Consider the following 17,699-nt stretch of genomic DNA (forward strand, 5'->3'; position numbering starts at 1 on the left):
GGCAGAAAACCTTCACAGAACACGATACTTGAGGCAGCATCATTAGCAGCATTTTACTCAGATGCCAAACACGCGTCGCTTGTGCCCGTGGTCTTCACCAAAAGAAAGTATGTGCATCCTATCAAGGGACAAATTGGCAAAGTAAGGCTCGACCAATGGGAAACCGTTATGGTTGAACCGAAGGAATCCATAACCTAAAGTTTCATCATGTAAATTCTGTAAATCTTATACATCTTCGCACCTATATCCTCGAGAGCCTTGTTCATCGGCACATTATCCTCAAGCACCCACGAACACTCAGCTGCTATGTAACCTTTCTTAAGTCCTTCTTTGAAAGTATAATAGTAAAATGCAATATCTATGCCTTTATTTCTATACCCCTCAATGACACCCATGGTTATAACCCTAAGCCGATTGATCTTCTTTGAGTAATATAGAAGTTTTATTATTCCAAACGGGAAAAGCCTTCCGCTTCTCAGGTGTATCAAAGCCTGATTGACATCCGGCAGGGCCAGCGAAAATCCTACAGGTTTACCATCAACCTCGGCAATGAAAACCAGGTCCTTGTCCGCTATCATTTTTAGCTCCTTAGCAAGATGAAGAAATTCAGCTTCCGTCATTGGCACAAAACCCCAATTCTTTTCCCATGCCTTGTTGTAAACTTCAAAAAGACGCCGTATTTCTTCGTCAAGTTTGGAAAAATCAACCTTCCTTATTGCGAACCCGCCTTTTTTGAGAGCATAGTTGCCAAGCTTCTCAAGTCTTTCCGGTATTCTCGGCGTGTCAACTATCCATGCCCACAAATCCTTGGCTTTTTCCATTCCGTATCCCTCGATTAGCTCGATATAATACTTCGGGTTATATGTCATCATAACCACAGGTGGACTATCAAAGCCTTTTACCAGAAGGCCGCACGAATAGTTGGTTGATGGATTCATGGGACCTATAGCAGCTTCAACTCCCTTGTTTTTAAGCCAGTTCGCCGCTGCTTCAAAAAGCGAATTAGCAACACCCTGATTATGGATGCATTCGAAAAAGCCCCAATACCCCCAATTAAGTTCCTGAAACGATATGAAATTAGGGTCGTATATAGCTGCAATCCTACCGAGAACCTGTCCCTTATCAACCGCCAAAAAATACTTCGCCTCAGCGTGCTTCCAAAATGGATGCTTGTTAAAATTATGGAGTTTGTACTCCTCACCCACAAGTGGCGCGACCCAGTTGGGCTCGTACTTGTAAACTTTCCACGGAAAATGAATAAATGCCGCAAGGTGCGCCCTATCTTTAACCTCGATAACCTTGTGAGCCATAAATCCTCCTCCCCAGATATCAGCTTTTTATCTTTTTTATCTCAGCATCGGCTTTGCCTTTGAAAAACTGAATAACCACATTCTCGTTTGGAACGAGTGTGGAACTATCTTTAATTATATTACCATTACGCCATACAATGGAAAATCCCCTTGAGAGCGTGTTCTCAACGGAAAGAAGCTTTATCTTCTCGCTCAAGTGCTCGACTCTCTTTTTGGCTCGCTCAAGGTTTAGTTTAACGATGTTCTCGGCTCTCATTCTCAACTCGTCAAGTTGTCGCCTGAATTCGTCAAGCTGTCTCAGTGGATGTCTCAATTCGGCTCTGTGGTGTAATTGGTCCACCCTTCGCTTTGCCATAAGAATCTTGTTGTGGACGAGGTTCGCCACTCTCCTGAGGATTTGCTCAAGCTTTGCTTTAAGCTCATTTTTGTCTGGCACAGCCATCTCCGCTGCTGCCGAAGGAGTTGGCGCCCGCCTGTCAGCAACAAAATCAGCAATCGTAACATCTATCTCATGCCCAACAGCCGAGATAATAGGTATCTTCGATGCGAAAATAGCCCTCGCAACGCCCTCATCGTTGAAACACCATAGGTCTTCCTCAGAACCACCTCCACGCCCAACTATTATTAGATCAACTTTGCCATATTCGTTAAAATCCTTTATCCCTTGAATAATGTCGGCTGGGGCGTCATCACCCTGAACCAGCGAATGACGCACTATTATTGTTGTCCACGGTGCGCGTCTGCGAACCACTTTTATAATATCTCTTACAGCAGCGCCCTTAGCAGATGTTACCACACCTATGACGAACGGAAATTGTGGAAGCGGTTTTTTGTGGATTGGGTCGAAAAGCCCTTCTGCCCTGAGTTTTTCCTTTAGCATTTCGAATTCTATCGCCCGTTTCCCCTTTCCTGCAGGCAGGATGTTTTTCACCAGTAATTCGAATTTGCCGCCTTTCGCGTAAAGAGTTGGCTTGCAAAGGACTTCAACCGCAACGCCATTCTGAGGCCGCCAGGGAAGGTTTAGATTATAGGTCTGCCACATTACACACTCCACTTGCGCCTGCTCGTCGCGGAGAATGAAATACCAATTGCCGTTATGGGTCTTAAAATCACGAATTTCGCCTGTAACCCAGACATCGAGCGGGAACCTCTCGTCAAGAATATCTTTGATGAGATTGTTAAGTTCCGAAACGCGATATATTTTCCGTTCCACAATCATTTTTCATATAAATCTAAACGATAATGAGAATATGTTAAGCAAAAAATTATTTGCGCCAAAGCTGAGTTAAAATTTTATTGACACAAAAAAGGTTTGTTTTATTTTTGGCAAAGCCATAATGTTTGGAGTATTTAGTTAAAACTGCATTCTAAGACTGTGAACCGAAGTAGAGATACCTTAAAACCGCGTGTAAACGAACGGATAAGGGTAAAAAGAGTACGGGTTATAGGGCCTGACGGCAAACAACTTGGGATAATGCCCACGGCGGAAGCATTGCAGCGAGCATACGACATGGACCTCGACCTTATAGAGATAGCTCCACATGAAAATCCGCCAGTTTGCAAGATAATGAATTATGGAAAGTACCTTTACGAACTCAAAAAGCGCGAAAAGGAGCTTAAAAAGAAGCAGGTAGGAACCCAGCTTAAAGAAATAAGGCTTACATCGCGAATAGGTGAACACGACTTCAATGTCAAACTAAAAAAGATTCGGGAATTTCTCGAACACGGCTACAGAGTAAAAGTTTCTCTAAGGTTCAGAGGACGAGAGATAACGCATCGCGAACTCGGCGAGGAATTGTTGCGGCGAATAGCGAATCAAACGCAGGACCTTGGAAAAGTTGACTTCGGCCCAAAGCTTGAAGGACAGTTTATGGTTATCCAGATAGTGCCTTTCGGAAGAAAAGCGAGGAAAAGCTAAAAGGAAAATTTACTTCCGAAATTTTTATTAACAATGTTGTTGCGAATAGGCTATTTTTTTATAAAATAGCATCAAAAAAACTTCTTAGGTGGAGGAATATTGATGCCAAAGTTGAAAACGAAAAGAGGAGTAAGGCGTCGCTTCAAAATAACGAAAACTGGAAAAGTTCTTGCATACCATGCAGGCAAAATCCACTTTAAGCGGCGAAAAAGAGCTAACACCAAGCGCAAACTGCGCCAGAAACAGATTCTTGCAACGGGTGACGCCAAGAGAGTAAAGAAAATGTTACCGTATGCTTAATTTTTTGAAAGAGCTGATCGAAGGCAGCCAAGTTGGCGGACGCCACGCCTTACGATTGGCAAGGAGGTGAAAGATGAGAAACATACCAAAAGTACCAGCCCATAGGAAAAGAAGAAAGTTCGTAAAAGCAGCAAAAGGTTATTTCGGTGCCAGAAAAAGACTCTACCGCACTGCACGCGAGGCAGTAGAAAGAGCTTGGCAATACCAATACATACACAGAAAACTTAGAAAGCGTGAGTTCCGCAGATTGTGGATAGCAAGGATAAACGCAGCGGCAAGGGAATACGGCATATCGTATTCAAAACTTATAGGCGCATTAAAAAAAGCTAACATAAAACTGAACAGGAAGATGCTTGCGCTCCTTGCTTTTGAAAATCCTCAGGCTTTCAGGGAAGTATTGGTATCAGCAGGCCTTGTCCCGCAAGAGGGGTGAAAATGGAGCTTTCCGAGCTTCGCGAAAAACTTGAGAAACTAATTTCTGAAGCCCAAAAGGCAGCAAAATCCGCCAGTCCAGACGAGTTAATAAAGCTACGCCCAAAATTCCTTGGCCGCAAAGGAGAACTCTCCCAGATAATGCGTCTTCTCGGTCAACTCCCACAGGATGTAAGGCCACAAGCAGGAAAACTCGCCAACGAAGCCAAAAGAAAACTTGAGGACATATTCGCAACCGTTGAGGAAAAACCAAGAAAGGCGGAAAAAGTATTTGACCCAACATTACCCGGAAGATACCACGAACTTGGCTCAATACATCCCATAAGGCAGGTTCTCCGTGAAATAGTTGACATATTCTATGGCATGGGATTCTCTGTCGCGTCAGGTCCCGAAATAGAGACGGAATATTATAATTTTGACGCTCTTAATACCCCCGAAGACCACCCTGCAAGAGACATACAAGATACATTTTATCTTCCGAAAAAGAATTGGCTTCTACGCACCCAGACATCGCCCGTTCAAATAAGAGTAATGGAGAGCAGAAAACCGCCCATAAAAATAATAGCGCCAGGACGGTGTTTCCGCCGAGATGCGATAGATGCCACGCATTATTACACATTTCATCAAGTTGAAGGGCTCTATGTAGACCATGATGTCACGCTGGCAGACCTTAAAGGTGTGCTTACTGCGTTTGCCAAGAAGCTTTTGGGCGAGGATGTCGAGGTAAGATTTCGCCCACACTTTTTCCCCTTCACCGAACCATCCGTCGAATACGACTTTTCATGCCCCGTATGCAAGGGCAAGGGTTGCAGAATTTGCAAATACACTGGCTGGATTGAAATATCAGGCGCAGGAATGGTTGATCCTGAGGTATTCAAAGCCGTCGGCTACGACCCAGACGAATATCAAGGTTTCGCATGGGGAATGGGCGTTGAAAGAATAGCGATGGTAAAATTTGGTATAGATGACATAAGGCTTTTCTACGAAAACGATCTCGCCTTTTTAAGGCAATTCTAAACCCACTAAAAAGCTTCATTCTGAAAAAGACCTCATCCAATCCCATATTTTAGATATCGAATCTGTTATCCCGGGGTCTCCTATTTCGATCGGCGACTTTCCACCAACGATAGCATCAGTTATCCTTCTGTCGAACGGCAACATCGATAAAACAGGAACATTATTTTCATCAGCCCATCGTCGAATCTGAGCCGCGACGGACTCATTTATATCGAACTTGTTTATAACTATTGCCACGGGAATTTTAAAATGGGAAATAAGCTTTATCACCCTTTCGAGGTCATGCATGGCTGACAGAGTTGGCTCGGTAACAGCTATCGCAGCATCAACCCCGGTCACAGACGCGATAACCTGACATCCGACACCCGGGGCACCGTCGATAACAAGCCAATCATAACCATACTCCATAGCTTCTTCAGCAGCTCTTTCTCGTAGATATGTAACCATTTTACCGGAATTTTCCCGCCCAGCAGTAAGTTCACCGTGCCACAGTGGACCATACGGGGTATCTGACCTCTTAACATAACCACTTATAATGCTTCTCATTTCCACTGCACCTACAGGACATACCCATTCGCACACCTTGCATCCCTCACAGGCATGTTCGTCAACGATATATGTGGTCCCATCAAACGATATAGCATCGAACCTGCAGTTTTGACGGCATAAATCACAATTTGTGCATTTTTCCGGGTCAATGTATGCTACTTCAGCATCGCTATACTGTTCTTTAGAGGATATCTTAGCGCTTACCACGAATTCGAGGTTTGCGGCATCAACATCAGCATCCACCAAGACCTTTTTCGGCACAAGTCTCGCTAATGCAGATGTTATCGTAGTTTTCCCCGTACCACCTTTTCCGCTTATTACGACTACTTGTTTCATGATGATAGTGCTTTTATTTTCCTCCAGAGTTCAACAAATTTATCACGCCATTCAGACGACATAGCGACAGGTGCTTGTCCTTGAGAATACCATTTTGCGATCCTGTCGTCGTAAGGTATTTCAGCGAGTATCGGTATCTCGCGCTCTTTAGCAAGTTTTCTTACTTCCTCATCTCCGATATCTGCTCTATTAACGACAATTCCGACTTTCTTGTTTAGCGAATCAGTTATTATCAGCGCCTCTTTAAGATCATGGATACCGAAGGGTGTCGGCTCGGTTACCAGAACCACGAAATCCGCCCGCCGAACAGATTCTACCATAGGATGGGCAGCACCAGGTGGGCAATCGACAATGATATCTCCACCCACAACAAAATCGAAAAGCTGTCTTATAAGAGGTGTAGCGAATGATTCTCCCACATTAAGGTCGCCATCGATGAACTTAATCTTATTCTTTTCACCATGTCTTATGTAGCCTATTTCACGCGGCACTTCTTTTATCGCTTTCTGCGGACATACAAGCACACAACCGCCACAACTTTTGCACATCTCAGGAACTGCGAATACCTTAAGCCCTTTAAGAACCACTATCGCATTGTAGGCGCAGAATTTGGAGCATTCTTCACAAAAATCACACTTATTAAGGTCAACTTCTGGGAAAGGCACAGTTGCCTTTTTTACCGAATTTATCTGCGCATGAAGAAGAATATTAGCATTTGGTTCCTCCACATCAGCGTCGAGCAAAGTTACATTCTGGGCTGCCAGCGCAAGCGACACTGCTACGGTCGTTTTTCCTGTCCCACCTTTTCCGCTCGCTATCGAAACTATCATGATATGACCTTAGCTTTAGCCAATCCTTCGCTTTCCCCTGCCCAGACCTCTACCCATACCTCGACCAAGGCCTCTTCCACCATGTCTCCTGCCCCATCCCATACCGCGACCGAGACCTCTTCCTGGACCAAACCCCATTCCATAACCCATACCAATATTTGGAATTTGATGCGCGGAAGTCGGCTCACCTTCCTCTTTTCCAGCTACAGGAATTTCATCTTCATAGTAAATAGCCCCAAAGGGACATCTCTCAACGCAAATCCCGCAATTAGTGCACAAATCCTTATTAATAACTGCTTTCCCATCGACAATTTTTATGGCACCAACGGGGCAAAACCTTTCGCATACACCGCATCCAGTGCATAGCGATTCCTCAATTTTAGGAATCATTTTTCACCTCACCCAAGATATTTTAGGGCGGACATTTAAGCCCGCCCCCATCGTTATTCTTGTTCTGATTTTTTCATCCGCTCCTGTATTTCCTGCAATCTCCTCTCTATTTCCTCAATCTGTTTGCGCAGATTCTGAGCAGTGGTTCGCAGGAACTTCTCTTCTTCTTCAGGCGTTGGCTCGTAGCCTGCGTAAGGATAGTATGGTGCTCCCCATCGAGCCCAGCCGGGCAAACCGGTAAGATAGTACCAATTGCGCCATCTCCATCCTCTTCCCCAGCCACCGAACCAGATGGGGTATACATACCTTGCAGCTCTACCAAGCCATCTTCCGCCCCAACCTGGGACGACATAGCCAGGGTGAGGGTATCCAGCGCAATATCCAAGGCCCCTGCCAGTCATTGGGCCTGCGCCCCATGGGCCTGTTCTATCTCCCCACGGCATATTTCTTCACCTCCTTTTTATTTCTGTTATTTCCTCTAATTCTCCCTTAACGAAGGAATCAAAAGCTTGCTTTGCTGTCACGCCTGCCGGCGCGGAGAAAATCTTCACTCCAGCAGATTGTAACATAGACATGGAATTGGGTCCTATCTGAGTAACAATCACAGCCTTTACCCCTTTATTTATCAACATCTGGCACACCTGAATACCAGCACCACCACGAGCATCCGCATAAGGATTAGGAAGTGTCTCTACAAGTTTCCCAGAGGATGAATCAAACAAAACGAACGAGTTTGCTCTACCAAACCTTGGATCTATTGCTGAATCCTCACTCTCTCTTGTTGTCGGTATTGCTACTACCATTCTCTCCTCCTTCAAATCAAAGTATATTTACCAAAAAGCGTTTGTCAATATTAGAATGCTCTAATATTGTTAGATTAATCTAATAATTTTTCAATAGAAGTCAACCCTTTTATCTATTCTTTTAAATTTCGCTATTTTTAACCAACGGGTTGACCAGCGAGCTTCTCAAGGAATGCCTTTGCTTTCACGCGGTTAAACTTGAATCCTACTTCATTGGGTTCAAATCCCAATGCCAAGCCGAGAAGCTGTGGATAGTAAAGCACTGGTATTTTGTACTCGGTTCCAAATTCGTGTTCCACTTTCCGCTGATTCCCCTCATACATTACAGAGCAGAAGGGGCAAATTAATATAAGCGCGTCAGCCTGCGCCTCTTTTACTGCATCCAATTTTGCTTTCGTCATCTTAAGCGCTATGTCTTCCCTTACGCCCAAAATAGCTCCACCACAGCATTTGTCCTTCTCGCGATAAAATATAGATTCAGCTCCCGTAACTTCTATCAACTCATCAAGCGTATGAGGATTTTCAGGGTCGTCAAGGTTTCCGTATATTTCCGACGGTTTTATGTAATGGCAACCATAGTGAGCAGCAACTCTTATACCCTCAAGCGGTCTTACTACATGCTTTTTTATCTCTTCGATTCCATAGTCCTCGTAAAGCATTCTGGCGAAATGTTTGACTTCGATACTTCCGTTGTAGCTCAATCCAAAACGCTTAAGTTTTTCGTTGAAATGCTTGAGATACTCGGGGTCTTTTCTGAAATGATAGTTAGCTTCCTGAAGAGTTTCAACACACGCAGAACATAGGGTTACTATATTAAGACCTTGCTTTTCCGCCAGAGCGAGGTTTCGCGCTGCCATAAGAAATCCTGCTTCTTGTTTCACTGACCTTATCGGAAAACCGCAGCAACTGAATTCAGGAATATCAACGAGTTCTATGCCAAGCTTTTCTGCTACTTTTCTTGCTGAAAGTTCATAATTTAGGGCTCTCGTTGGAACGGTGCATCCAAGAAAAAGTGCGTATTTCATCTTAATACCTCCGATTTTCAAATGCTAATGAGCACAGCACCCATAAAAGCAAGCGCTATGCCCAAAAGTTTCTTAATGGTTAGAGCCTCACGAAGAACACCTATAGCAAGTATTGTCGTTATTATAGGATAAAGCGATGTTAGAACAACAACTCTTGACGACTCGGTTATGCTAACAGCTTTGTAGAAAAACGGCGTCCCGAGACTCGAACTTATGCCTGCCGCCGCAGCGAGCAAGTAGTACGCGTTAACATTCTTGGCGAAGCCTTTGCCGAAAAGGAGCATGTAAATGGGCAACAACAGCAAAGAGCCAAGAAAACTTGAGAGAAATGTGTATCCACTACCTATTTTATCAGCTGCAATCTTTGCAAAAAATCCCCATAAACCCCACATCAAAGTAGCCACCAATGCATATGGTATCCAGTTATGCATACGAGTTATCACCTCGCTATTTGCTTTCTTCCTGGCTGGATGTTTCTTCTATTACCGATTTTGCTACTTTACCAACACTTTCCTCGTCAAGAATTTTCCTTATCGGTTCAGGTTGTTCTGGTATTTCTGGTAATCCGAGTTTCTGTCTTCTTTTATTTAAGTCGCCCACCTCGTATAATCTTCCGAACTTGTAAACTTCTGCCGCCTGAAGCTTGAAAGCATCGTGCACTATCCCATGTTTAACGGCGATGTTCTTAAGCGCCATCATAAGCTCAGTTATAGTTATACCTTGTGGACACCGTTCTTGGCATGCCACACAACCTGAGCAAAGCCATACGAATTCGCTGTTAAGCACCTTGTCCCGCATACCCAAAAGAACCATGTGAATAATTTTTCTCGGGTTGAATACATCATCTATTTCGCGGACCGGACAGGATACCGTGCATGTGCCGCACGCAAAACATCTCGTTATAAGCTCCCCACCGGGAGTGTTCTTAACCTCATCGACGAATGTTGGGTCGAGTTCATCAGCCTTTATTACTTCCATTTGGCTCTCCTTGCAAATATTTTTATGAAAATAAATGGTCAACTATATTACTAATCAAGCGAAATTTTACTCAACTTATTTACCGACATTGCAGACGAAACAAAATACCTGTTGACCCATAAAAGTTACAAAGTTTTCTTTTACTAATGAACAACTTGGCTAAAATAACATTATCTTTTCTGCTTTTGCTAAGCACCATTTGCCTTGCACAGCCCGAATCTGTGGCATTGGAAAGCTTTATTGAGGGAATAGCTGAGGAATACTTCAACGAAAACTTATCTGCCGCGCTCGAGAAATTCTTAATGGCTGAGCTTTTCAACCCCAAAGAAGCAGCAATAAAAATTCAGATCGCGGAGATTTTATTCCTTGCGGGCGAATACGAGAGGGCACTTAAAAAGATTGACGAAGCTTTACTTCTTTCACCGAAAGATTGCGACGCGTTACTTTTGAAGGCGAAAATACTTACCGAACTTGGCGAATGTGAGCAGGCAGCAAAAATTATCAAATCATTGCCTACAGCTATTCCTGAGGATTATCTTGGCATCGCTCAGTGTTTACTCGATAAAAAATTGTATAAACTGGCCGAAAATGTTCTTACCGCTGGTCTTGAGAGATTTCCTGAATCGGAAAATTTAAAACTTAAGCTTGCCAATATATATCTTCACGAAAAGAAGGTCGAGCAAGCTAAAAATATCCTTGTTTCGCACATAAAATCAAAACCCAGATCCAAAGAACTTAGATATATTTTATCGCAAATATATATTTATTCTAACTTTCACGACTCCGCTTTTATCGTGTTTAAGGATTATTTGGTTAATTTTCCGTTTTATCAAGATTCAATAAAATCCTTTGCCCAAGAATTACTTTTTTCGCCATTATCAATTAATTATAAAGATAGTGTTATCGTTTATATTGCTAAATATATGCCAGAATACATGGTCAAACTAACTTTCGATTATAGATATTGGCTTTTATATCATGGATTTTCACAGCATGCAACGGAAATATTGCGCGCAATTTCCCAAAAAACCGCTGACTTATCAATAGCAAATTTGCTCATGGGGATTTACTATGAAGACATATGGTGTGATGATTCCGCACTTATAAAATATATGCAAGTGATGAATGCTAATCCCCTATTTGAAGCATATATAAATTCCGCTTTCATATATCTTAACTATGGCTTTATAGATAGTGCTGTATATATTATAAAAGAGGGAATAAAAATCTTTCACGGCTCCAAATCATTCTGGTATTGGGGAGGTATGGTTCTCCTCTCAGCCAAAGAATATGAGTTGGCTTCCCATTTCCTCGCGGAAGCATGCAGATTAAGTCCTACTAAAACTAAATTCGTATATTCGGGACCTGCAGGTGTTTCCGTGGACCTGAATTTTGACTCAAGATTTGGGCTTGCAGACTCAAGAGAAAGGGCTGGAGCAAGACCAGAGGCAATATCAATACTTACTGAACTTATTCGTGAATATAACAACAACCCAAAGTTGCTAAACTATCTTGGATATATAATGGCAGATGATAGCTTCAAACTTGATTCTGCTATAGATATGATAAAAAAAGCTCTATCGTATGAGTCAAAAAACCCCGCATATATAGACAGCTACGGATGGGCACTATATAGATTGGGCAAATACGAGGAATCACTCTCATGGCTCAAAAAAGCTTATATATTAATGCCAAACGATCCAGTAATACTTGAGCATGTGGGTGATGTTTTTTCATCAACAGGAATGGCAGATTCAGCAATGTATTACTGGAAAAAAGCGCTTGACAGGGACCCAGGAAACAAAATTGTTCTGATGAAAATAATAAAAGCTATGGAGAGATAGGATGAAAAAAGAAATAAAAATAAATAATATAACCATTGGCGGAGAAAAAATTGTTCTTATAGCAGGTCCATGTGCCATAGAAAATGAGGATATGGCTTTAGAAACCGCGGAAAAGCTTGCCAATATAACATCAAAGTTAAACATACCATATATTTTCAAGGGCTCATATGATAAAGCCAATAGATTATCAATAAACTCTGGCAGAGGACTTGGCTTCCCAAGAGGACTGGGGGTTCTTCGGAAAATCAGAGAAACATTTAATATACCAGTCTTAACTGATGTACATGAAACATATCAAGTCGAAGCAGTAGCATCGGTTGTCGATATTATACAAATCCCAGCTTTTCTATGCAGGCAGACTGACCTCGTTCTTGCCGCCGCTTCAACTGGAAAACCGATAAATATAAAAAAAGGACAATTCATGGCTCCTGAAGACATGAAATACATAGCGCAAAAAGCTGAATATAAAGGCAATAAGAATATAATGATAACAGAACGCGGCACATCATTTGGATACCATGATCTGGTTCTCGACCCGCGTAGCATAGTTATACTAAGATCACTCGGCTATCCTGTAATTCTGGATATAACCCATAGCGCTCAAAAACCTGGTGGAATCGCTGGTGCTTCTGGCGGAGAAAGAATGTTCGTAATCCCATTTGGTAAGGTCGGAGTAGCGCTTGGTGTGGATGGCATATACATGGAAGTCCATCCTGACCCAGAAAAAGCTATATCTGATAAATTTATACAAGTACCACTCGATGAAGCCGAAAATTATATAAAAGCTATATTCAATATATAAAATAAAATGGAGGCGTATATGAACGATCTTTTTGGCAACGAGGAAACAAAGCCCGAAGAGGAAAAAACAGAGGTTCCCAAAAAACGAGAACGGCGCAGGAAAAAAACAAAACCTGAAGAACCTAAATCGTTTGAGGATGCTATCGATGAACTCGAAAAATTAGTTGAGAGGCTTGAAGACCCAGAGACACCGCTTGAAGAGTCGGTGAAAATATTTGAACGGGCGCAATTTCTGGCTAAGTGGTGCATGAATATATTAGAAAAAATCGAGGGAAAGCTAAAACTTCTCGTGCCGACTGAGGAAGGCTTCGAGCTTGAAGACTTCGAAGAACAGTAAAAAAACACTTTGACTAAAACATAACATAAAATTAACTTGTATAATATTAAAAAAGGAAGGGGACAATGAATGTTGATGGATTAAGGAGTGAATTTGAGAAAAAGTGGGATATAACCAAAAAATTTGCTGGAGACTACCAGTGCGAAGTCATTTACTACATGGTTAACTCAGCTCTAACGCGGTTCGCCAACAACATAATCCATCAAAATGTGGCGGTCCAAAACGGCTCGCTCTCGATAAGGCTAATAAAAGGCAAAAAAAGTGGAAAGGTGGATATACCTATCTATTCCTCCCCTCAGATGATCGAGGAAGCCGTAGAAGCAGCCAAAGAAATAACCGATAAAAACGCTGATGATGAGGAATTGTTGCCTCTTTTGGGGCCGCAGGAATATAGGGAACTATCACGATTCTGCGATAAAACCGCTGAACTTGACCCAGAAAAGAGAGCACAGTTAGTCGAAAAAGCTGCTAAAAAATGTGCTGAAAACAACCTTTCTGCAGCAGGCATCGCGAGAAACGGATGGTCATTATTGGGGATAGCTAACACCAACGGACTATTTGCCTTTTCAGCCAACACAAGCTTCACATTTAGCATAACCGTCTCCGACACCACCGGCACTGGCTGGGCCGAGGGAATGGGCTGGAGCATTGACCATGTGGATGTCGACTCGGAAATAAAGGAAGCAGTGGAAATAGCTCTAAGAAACCAGAACCCAAAAGACCTCGAGCCGGGAAAATACACGGTAATATTAACCCCTGCGGCAGTAGCTGACATTTTATCGTTCCTGTCGCTTTACGGCTTTAACGCTCGCATGCACTTCGAGGGAAGAAGCTTCCTTAAAGGCAAACTCGGCGAAAAAGTATTCAGTGAGCTTATAACGATAATTGACGATGTTTACGATGAACGGTGGTCAGGTTTACCGTTCGATTTTGAGGGCGTTCCCCGAAAAAGCGTGGTTTTAGTCGAAAATGGGGTTCTTAAAGGGCTTGTTTATGATAGGCTTACTGCTAAAAAAATGAATGCAGAACCAACTGGACACGGTCTTCCTCAGCCAAATAGATGGGGTGCCATACCACTCAACATAATTGTAAAACCAGGCGAAAATGATTTCGCAAGTCTGATAAAATCGGTTAAGCATGGGCTTCTGGTAACACATTTCCATTACACAAATGTGTCCGAGCTCACGAAGCTAACCATAACCGGAATGACTCGAGATGGTCTTTTCGTAGTGGAAAACGGCGAAATAGCATATCCGGTTAAAAACATGCGCTTCACCCAAAGCATTGCCGAAGCCTTAAACAACGTAGTGGCTGTTGCTAAAGAACAGAAGATGGTTGAGGGGTTCTTCTTCGGAGGCGCAATAACTCCAGGCATGATAATAGATGGCTTCAACTTTTCGAGTAAAACGGAGTTCGGCGGATAATATCGGAGGGTAAAATGGCAATACTTGTTGATAAGAACACAAAAGTTTTGGTGCAGGGAATAACCGGTAGAGATGGTTCATTTCATACCAGACTCATGCTCGATTACGGCACCAAAGTCGTGGCTGGGGTCACACCCGGAAAGGGTGGCCAGGAAGTTCATGGGGTGCGGGTTTATAACACAGTGAAGGAAGCTGTCGAGGAAACCGGTGCCAATACATCGATAATTTTCGTCCCGCCAAAATTCGCTGTCGATGCGATATTCGAGGCTGCAGAGGCTGGAATAAAGCTAATCGTCACCATTACAGAAGGCATTCCTGCGCTCGAGGAGTCAAAAGTGTTCGACTTCCTCAAAAAAGTTGGGGCAAGAATGATAGGTCCAAATTGTCCCGGAATCATATCGCCTGGAAAATGCAAGGTAGGAATATTACCCGCTCACATTTTCAAAGAAGGAGATATAGGAATTGTGTCTCGTTCAGGTACTCTCACCTACGAAATCGTGTACAACATAACTAAATCGGGGTTTGGACAGTCGACATGTATCGGCATAGGTGGCGATGCCATCATAGGAACCAACTTCATAGATGTTCTCTCACTGTTCGAAAAGGACCCGCAAACCCGTGGTGTTGTTCTCATAGGCGAAATAGGCGGGACTGACGAACAGGAAGCAGCAGAATTCATAAGAGACCACATGACAAAGCCCGTTGTAGCCTTCATCGCGGGACTTACTGCTCCCCCGGGGAAAAGAATGGGACATGCAGGTGCTATAATATCTGGCTCAGAGGGGACAGCTAAGGAAAAAATAGAAAAATTCAAGGAGTGCGGTGTTCCCGTGGCAAGCATTCCATCGGAAATACCAGCTCTGCTGAAACAAGTGCTAAAAGAAAAAGGCGCAAAATAGGCTATCTCTAATGTGGGGCAAAACCTTAACCAGAGGAGGTCTGTTATGAGATTTGTTTTAAGTTGTTTCTTGCTCGCTTTGTTGTTCACATCCTTCGCTAATGCTACCGACACCAGAGTAATAAGCCTTGGTGGTCCCGTTCCCTACATCTACGATGAAATCAATGTTTTCGGCAACCCCGGGCTTCTGAGCAACTTCTCGAAACGCGTTGTCCTCGAATTGGGAAGCCATACTTCAGGACTTATGGCACTCCCTACCACTTCTGGAGTAACTTCCACCCAAAACGGTTATGCGTTCCTTCCGCTTATGGGAGACAAGTTCTGCATTGGCGTTGCGGGACTTAGGCACATGGACGACTTCGACAACATCGAACTGCCAGCAGACCTCGAGGCTCCTGACAACAGTGTTGACCTCCTTTTCTCGGGACTTCTGGGCGACTTAGGAATCGGTCTTGGGATTCACCGTGCCTCGAATTTCGAAAAAAATGAGCAAACCTCACCTCAGCTGACAACCACCAAAAAAACCTCTGCCACGGGAATAACTGTGGGTGCGGCTATGAATACCGACGAAGAACCCATTTTCGATGCAGCTTTGAACGTCACCATGAACTCCTTCAAGGATGAGACCAAGAGTAGCACAACAACATCCCGCGAGAGCGAGGGTGGAATGTCCATAAGTCTTTATGCTCGCTCGTTTCTGCCCATCGGTGAGTCAAAACTCGTGCCAGCGCTTGAATTCTGGACATTTAGCTACAAGGATATTTCGAAAAATGACGGAACCACAACCACAAACAGTGAAAATAGCCAAATGGAATTTCGTGTCGGGACTGGTTTGATGCTCAATGTGCTTGGCGGATTCATTATGCCTGGTGCAAGAATAGTCTATGCAAAGTCCAAGACTGAAACATCAGACCAGACAGAAGAGCAAACGGCTCTCGTTCTCCCAGAACTTTATCTTGGCATTGAGGTTCCCGTGAAGGATTACCTCTCAATAAGGTGCGGTTACAGGCGTGCGTTCGGACGATTTAACACAAAAGTAACCCCAGAAAGCGGCGGAGAAATAAAAACTTCGCAGGACTGGGCATCAGCAGGCATGGAACCAGAGCTTATAAGCCTCGGTGTGGGACTTCGACTATTCGACGGAAAAGTAACCATAGATGCGTCAATCGAGGAAAATACATTCATTGATGGAACATATATTCTTAGCGGTATCGAGGGACCTCTCTTCGGAAAAGTCTCCATCGGAATTAATTACTAATAACAGAATTGTGGTTAGCGAAAAGTGAGCAGAAAAATTAAGCGGCATCACTTTTTATTGGTGGTGCCGCTTTTTATTGAAATAATCCATCCGGGCTGGCTCACAAATACTTTTTAAGGACATCAACCTTATCGGTTTTCTCCCATGTAAATTCGGGCAATTCCCTGCCGAAATGGCCATAAACAGCTGTTTTCTTATATATCGGCCGCCTCAGGTCGAGATATTCTATCATTCCTCTGGGAGTAAGCGGGAAATTTTCATAAATTATTTTCTGGAGTTCCTCTTCCGGCAAAAGTCCTGTTCCATATGTATCAACGAAGATAGATATAGGCTCGGGTATACCTATCGCATATGATAATTGCACCTCGCATCTTTTTGCGAGCCCGGCTTTAACTATGTTTTTCGCTATGTAGCGCGCCATATAAGACGCTGAGCGATCAACCTTCGTGGGGTCCTTCCCCGAGAAGCAACCGCCACCATTGTGTGCGTAGCCACCATAGGTATCGACCACTGTTTTCCTGCCGGTAAGACCTGTATCGGCAACGGGACCACCAAGAACAAATCTGCCCGTTGGATTAATGTATATATGGTCGTCATCGGGAAGCATGTCTTCAGGTATGACTTTCCTTATTATTTTCTCAAGAATCTGCTCGCGAAGGAACTTGTATTCAACATCCGGGTTGTGCTGTGCAGCAATAACTATCGCATCCACTTTCTTGGGCACGCCATTAAGATATTCCACCGTAACCTGTGTTTTACCGTCAGGTCTGAGCCATTCTAATTCCCCTGATTTTCGAGCTTCAGCCATTCTCATTGCGAGCCTATGAGCAAAATGTATAGGCATCGGCATAAGCTCTGGTGTTTCATCACAAGCATATCCGAACATTATGCCCTGGTCACCAGCACCGTCTCGGTCAACGCCAATAGCAATGTCGGGCGACTGCTGGTCAATAGTCGTTAAAACCGCCATATTCTCCCAGTGAAAACCAAGACTTGGGTCCGTATACCCTATTTCTCTTACTGTTTCACGAGCTATTTTTGGAATATCCACATATGTTTTCGTGGTTATCTCGCCGCCCACGATAATCATGCCCGTAGTCGCGAATACCTCGCAGGCAACACGCCCATAAGGGTCTTCCGCCAATATAGCATCCAAAACTGCATCGGAAATTTGGTCGCAAATTTTATCGGGGTGACCTTCGGTAACGCTTTCCGAGGTGAATAAATACCTTCCCTGCTGTTGGGTCAT

The 17,699-nt window shown here is 43.6% G+C and carries 22 protein-coding genes; 11 read left to right on the forward strand and 11 right to left on the reverse strand.

The window, feature by feature from the left end:
- A partial coding sequence (locus J7J62_00820; protein MCD6123703.1) for a fibronectin/fibrinogen-binding protein occupies window positions 1-198 on the forward strand: 198 nt, incomplete at its 5' end.
- Here J7J62_00820 and J7J62_00825 read toward each other — a convergent pair.
- Together J7J62_00825 and xseA are read right to left on the reverse strand one after the other, a co-directional pair.
- A complete protein-coding gene (locus tag J7J62_00825) occupies window positions 195-1,310 on the reverse strand; it encodes an N-acetyltransferase (GenBank protein MCD6123704.1) in 1,116 nt (371 codons plus the stop codon). The two genes, J7J62_00820 and J7J62_00825, sit on opposite strands and share 4 nt — an antisense overlap.
- A gap of 19 nt (window positions 1,311-1,329) precedes the next feature.
- The gene (gene xseA, locus J7J62_00830; protein MCD6123705.1) at window positions 1,330-2,529 is read right to left on the reverse strand and encodes an exodeoxyribonuclease VII large subunit; all 1,200 of its coding nucleotides are present in this window, start codon (window positions 2,527-2,529) and stop codon (window positions 1,330-1,332) included.
- Between the two features lie 156 nt (window positions 2,530-2,685).
- Between xseA and infC the strand changes: the two genes are divergently transcribed.
- The 4 genes from infC to pheS all read left to right on the forward strand — a co-directional run bounded on the left by infC (window position 2,686) and on the right by pheS (window position 4,977).
- Complete coding sequence (infC, locus tag J7J62_00835) at window positions 2,686-3,228, forward strand: translation initiation factor IF-3 (GenBank protein ID MCD6123706.1); 543 nt, start codon at window positions 2,686-2,688, stop codon at window positions 3,226-3,228.
- A gap of 102 nt (window positions 3,229-3,330) precedes the next feature.
- Window positions 3,331-3,528, forward strand: coding sequence for a 50S ribosomal protein L35 (gene rpmI, locus J7J62_00840; GenBank protein ID MCD6123707.1), 198 nt, complete (start codon window positions 3,331-3,333; stop codon window positions 3,526-3,528).
- Between the two features lie 73 nt (window positions 3,529-3,601).
- Window positions 3,602-3,961, forward strand: a complete 360-nt coding sequence (gene rplT, locus J7J62_00845; GenBank protein MCD6123708.1) for a 50S ribosomal protein L20 — start codon at window positions 3,602-3,604, stop codon at window positions 3,959-3,961.
- Complete coding sequence (gene pheS / locus J7J62_00850; GenBank protein MCD6123709.1) at window positions 3,958-4,977, forward strand: phenylalanine--tRNA ligase subunit alpha; 1,020 nt, start codon at window positions 3,958-3,960, stop codon at window positions 4,975-4,977. The genes rplT and pheS overlap by 4 nt, the downstream gene beginning before the upstream one ends.
- Window positions 4,978-4,992: 15 nt before the next feature.
- Here the strand turns inward: pheS and J7J62_00855 are convergent, their stop codons facing one another.
- From J7J62_00855 to J7J62_00890, 8 genes are all read right to left on the reverse strand, one after another.
- Window positions 4,993-5,862 carry an ATP-binding protein gene (locus J7J62_00855; GenBank protein MCD6123710.1) on the reverse strand — a complete coding sequence of 290 codons (870 nt, stop codon included), beginning with the start codon at window positions 5,860-5,862 and terminating at the stop codon, window positions 4,993-4,995.
- Window positions 5,859-6,692 carry an ATP-binding protein gene (locus tag J7J62_00860; GenBank protein MCD6123711.1) on the reverse strand — a complete coding sequence of 278 codons (834 nt, stop codon included), beginning with the start codon at window positions 6,690-6,692 and terminating at the stop codon, window positions 5,859-5,861. Before J7J62_00860 ends, J7J62_00855 begins: the two co-directional genes overlap by 4 nt.
- A gap of 15 nt (window positions 6,693-6,707) precedes the next feature.
- Window positions 6,708-7,079 (reverse strand): 4Fe-4S binding protein, encoded by a 372-nt coding sequence (locus J7J62_00865; protein ID MCD6123712.1) that lies wholly within the window; start codon window positions 7,077-7,079, stop codon window positions 6,708-6,710.
- A gap of 56 nt (window positions 7,080-7,135) precedes the next feature.
- On the reverse strand, window positions 7,136-7,525 hold the full coding sequence (locus J7J62_00870; GenBank protein ID MCD6123713.1) for a DUF5320 domain-containing protein: 390 nt from the start codon (window positions 7,523-7,525) through the stop codon (window positions 7,136-7,138).
- A gap of 6 nt (window positions 7,526-7,531) precedes the next feature.
- Window positions 7,532-7,885, reverse strand: a complete 354-nt coding sequence (locus J7J62_00875) for a NifB/NifX family molybdenum-iron cluster-binding protein (GenBank protein MCD6123714.1) — start codon at window positions 7,883-7,885, stop codon at window positions 7,532-7,534.
- 137 nt (window positions 7,886-8,022) lie between these two features.
- The gene (locus tag J7J62_00880; protein MCD6123715.1) at window positions 8,023-8,910 is read right to left on the reverse strand and encodes a CoB--CoM heterodisulfide reductase iron-sulfur subunit B family protein; all 888 of its coding nucleotides are present in this window, start codon (window positions 8,908-8,910) and stop codon (window positions 8,023-8,025) included.
- 17 nt (window positions 8,911-8,927) lie between these two features.
- Window positions 8,928-9,341, reverse strand: coding sequence for an EamA family transporter (locus J7J62_00885; GenBank protein MCD6123716.1), 414 nt, complete (start codon window positions 9,339-9,341; stop codon window positions 8,928-8,930).
- 16 nt (window positions 9,342-9,357) lie between these two features.
- On the reverse strand, window positions 9,358-9,888 hold the full coding sequence (locus J7J62_00890; protein MCD6123717.1) for a 4Fe-4S dicluster domain-containing protein: 531 nt from the start codon (window positions 9,886-9,888) through the stop codon (window positions 9,358-9,360).
- A gap of 146 nt (window positions 9,889-10,034) precedes the next feature.
- On the opposite strand from J7J62_00890, the gene J7J62_00895 reads away from it, so the two are divergent.
- The 6 genes from J7J62_00895 to J7J62_00920 all read left to right on the forward strand — a co-directional run bounded on the left by J7J62_00895 (window position 10,035) and on the right by J7J62_00920 (window position 16,450).
- Window positions 10,035-11,732, forward strand: coding sequence for a tetratricopeptide repeat protein (locus J7J62_00895; protein ID MCD6123718.1), 1,698 nt, complete (start codon window positions 10,035-10,037; stop codon window positions 11,730-11,732).
- A 1-nt stretch (window position 11,733) separates the two neighbouring features.
- Window positions 11,734-12,534: a 3-deoxy-8-phosphooctulonate synthase gene (kdsA, locus tag J7J62_00900; GenBank protein MCD6123719.1), complete on the forward strand. Its 801-nt coding sequence runs from the start codon at window positions 11,734-11,736 to the stop codon at window positions 12,532-12,534.
- Window positions 12,535-12,552: 18 nt separating this feature from the next.
- Entirely contained in the window at window positions 12,553-12,870 is a 318-nt protein-coding gene (gene xseB / locus J7J62_00905; protein MCD6123720.1) for an exodeoxyribonuclease VII small subunit, read from the forward strand.
- A 65-nt stretch (window positions 12,871-12,935) separates the two neighbouring features.
- Window positions 12,936-14,294 (forward strand): TldD/PmbA family protein, encoded by a 1,359-nt coding sequence (locus tag J7J62_00910; GenBank protein ID MCD6123721.1) that lies wholly within the window; start codon window positions 12,936-12,938, stop codon window positions 14,292-14,294.
- Window positions 14,295-14,308: 14 nt separating this feature from the next.
- Window positions 14,309-15,193 carry a succinate--CoA ligase subunit alpha gene (gene sucD / locus J7J62_00915; GenBank protein ID MCD6123722.1) on the forward strand — a complete coding sequence of 295 codons (885 nt, stop codon included), beginning with the start codon at window positions 14,309-14,311 and terminating at the stop codon, window positions 15,191-15,193.
- A 45-nt stretch (window positions 15,194-15,238) separates the two neighbouring features.
- Window positions 15,239-16,450, forward strand: a complete 1,212-nt coding sequence (locus tag J7J62_00920) for a hypothetical protein (protein MCD6123723.1) — start codon at window positions 15,239-15,241, stop codon at window positions 16,448-16,450.
- A gap of 100 nt (window positions 16,451-16,550) precedes the next feature.
- On the opposite strand, the gene metK is transcribed toward J7J62_00920, so the two are convergent.
- Window positions 16,551-17,699: a methionine adenosyltransferase gene (gene metK, locus J7J62_00925; GenBank protein ID MCD6123724.1), complete on the reverse strand. Its 1,149-nt coding sequence runs from the start codon at window positions 17,697-17,699 to the stop codon at window positions 16,551-16,553.

The sequence above is a fragment of the bacterium genome, assembly GCA_021159335.1.
Classification (GTDB): domain Bacteria; phylum UBP14; class UBA6098; order B30-G16; family B30-G16; genus JAGGRZ01.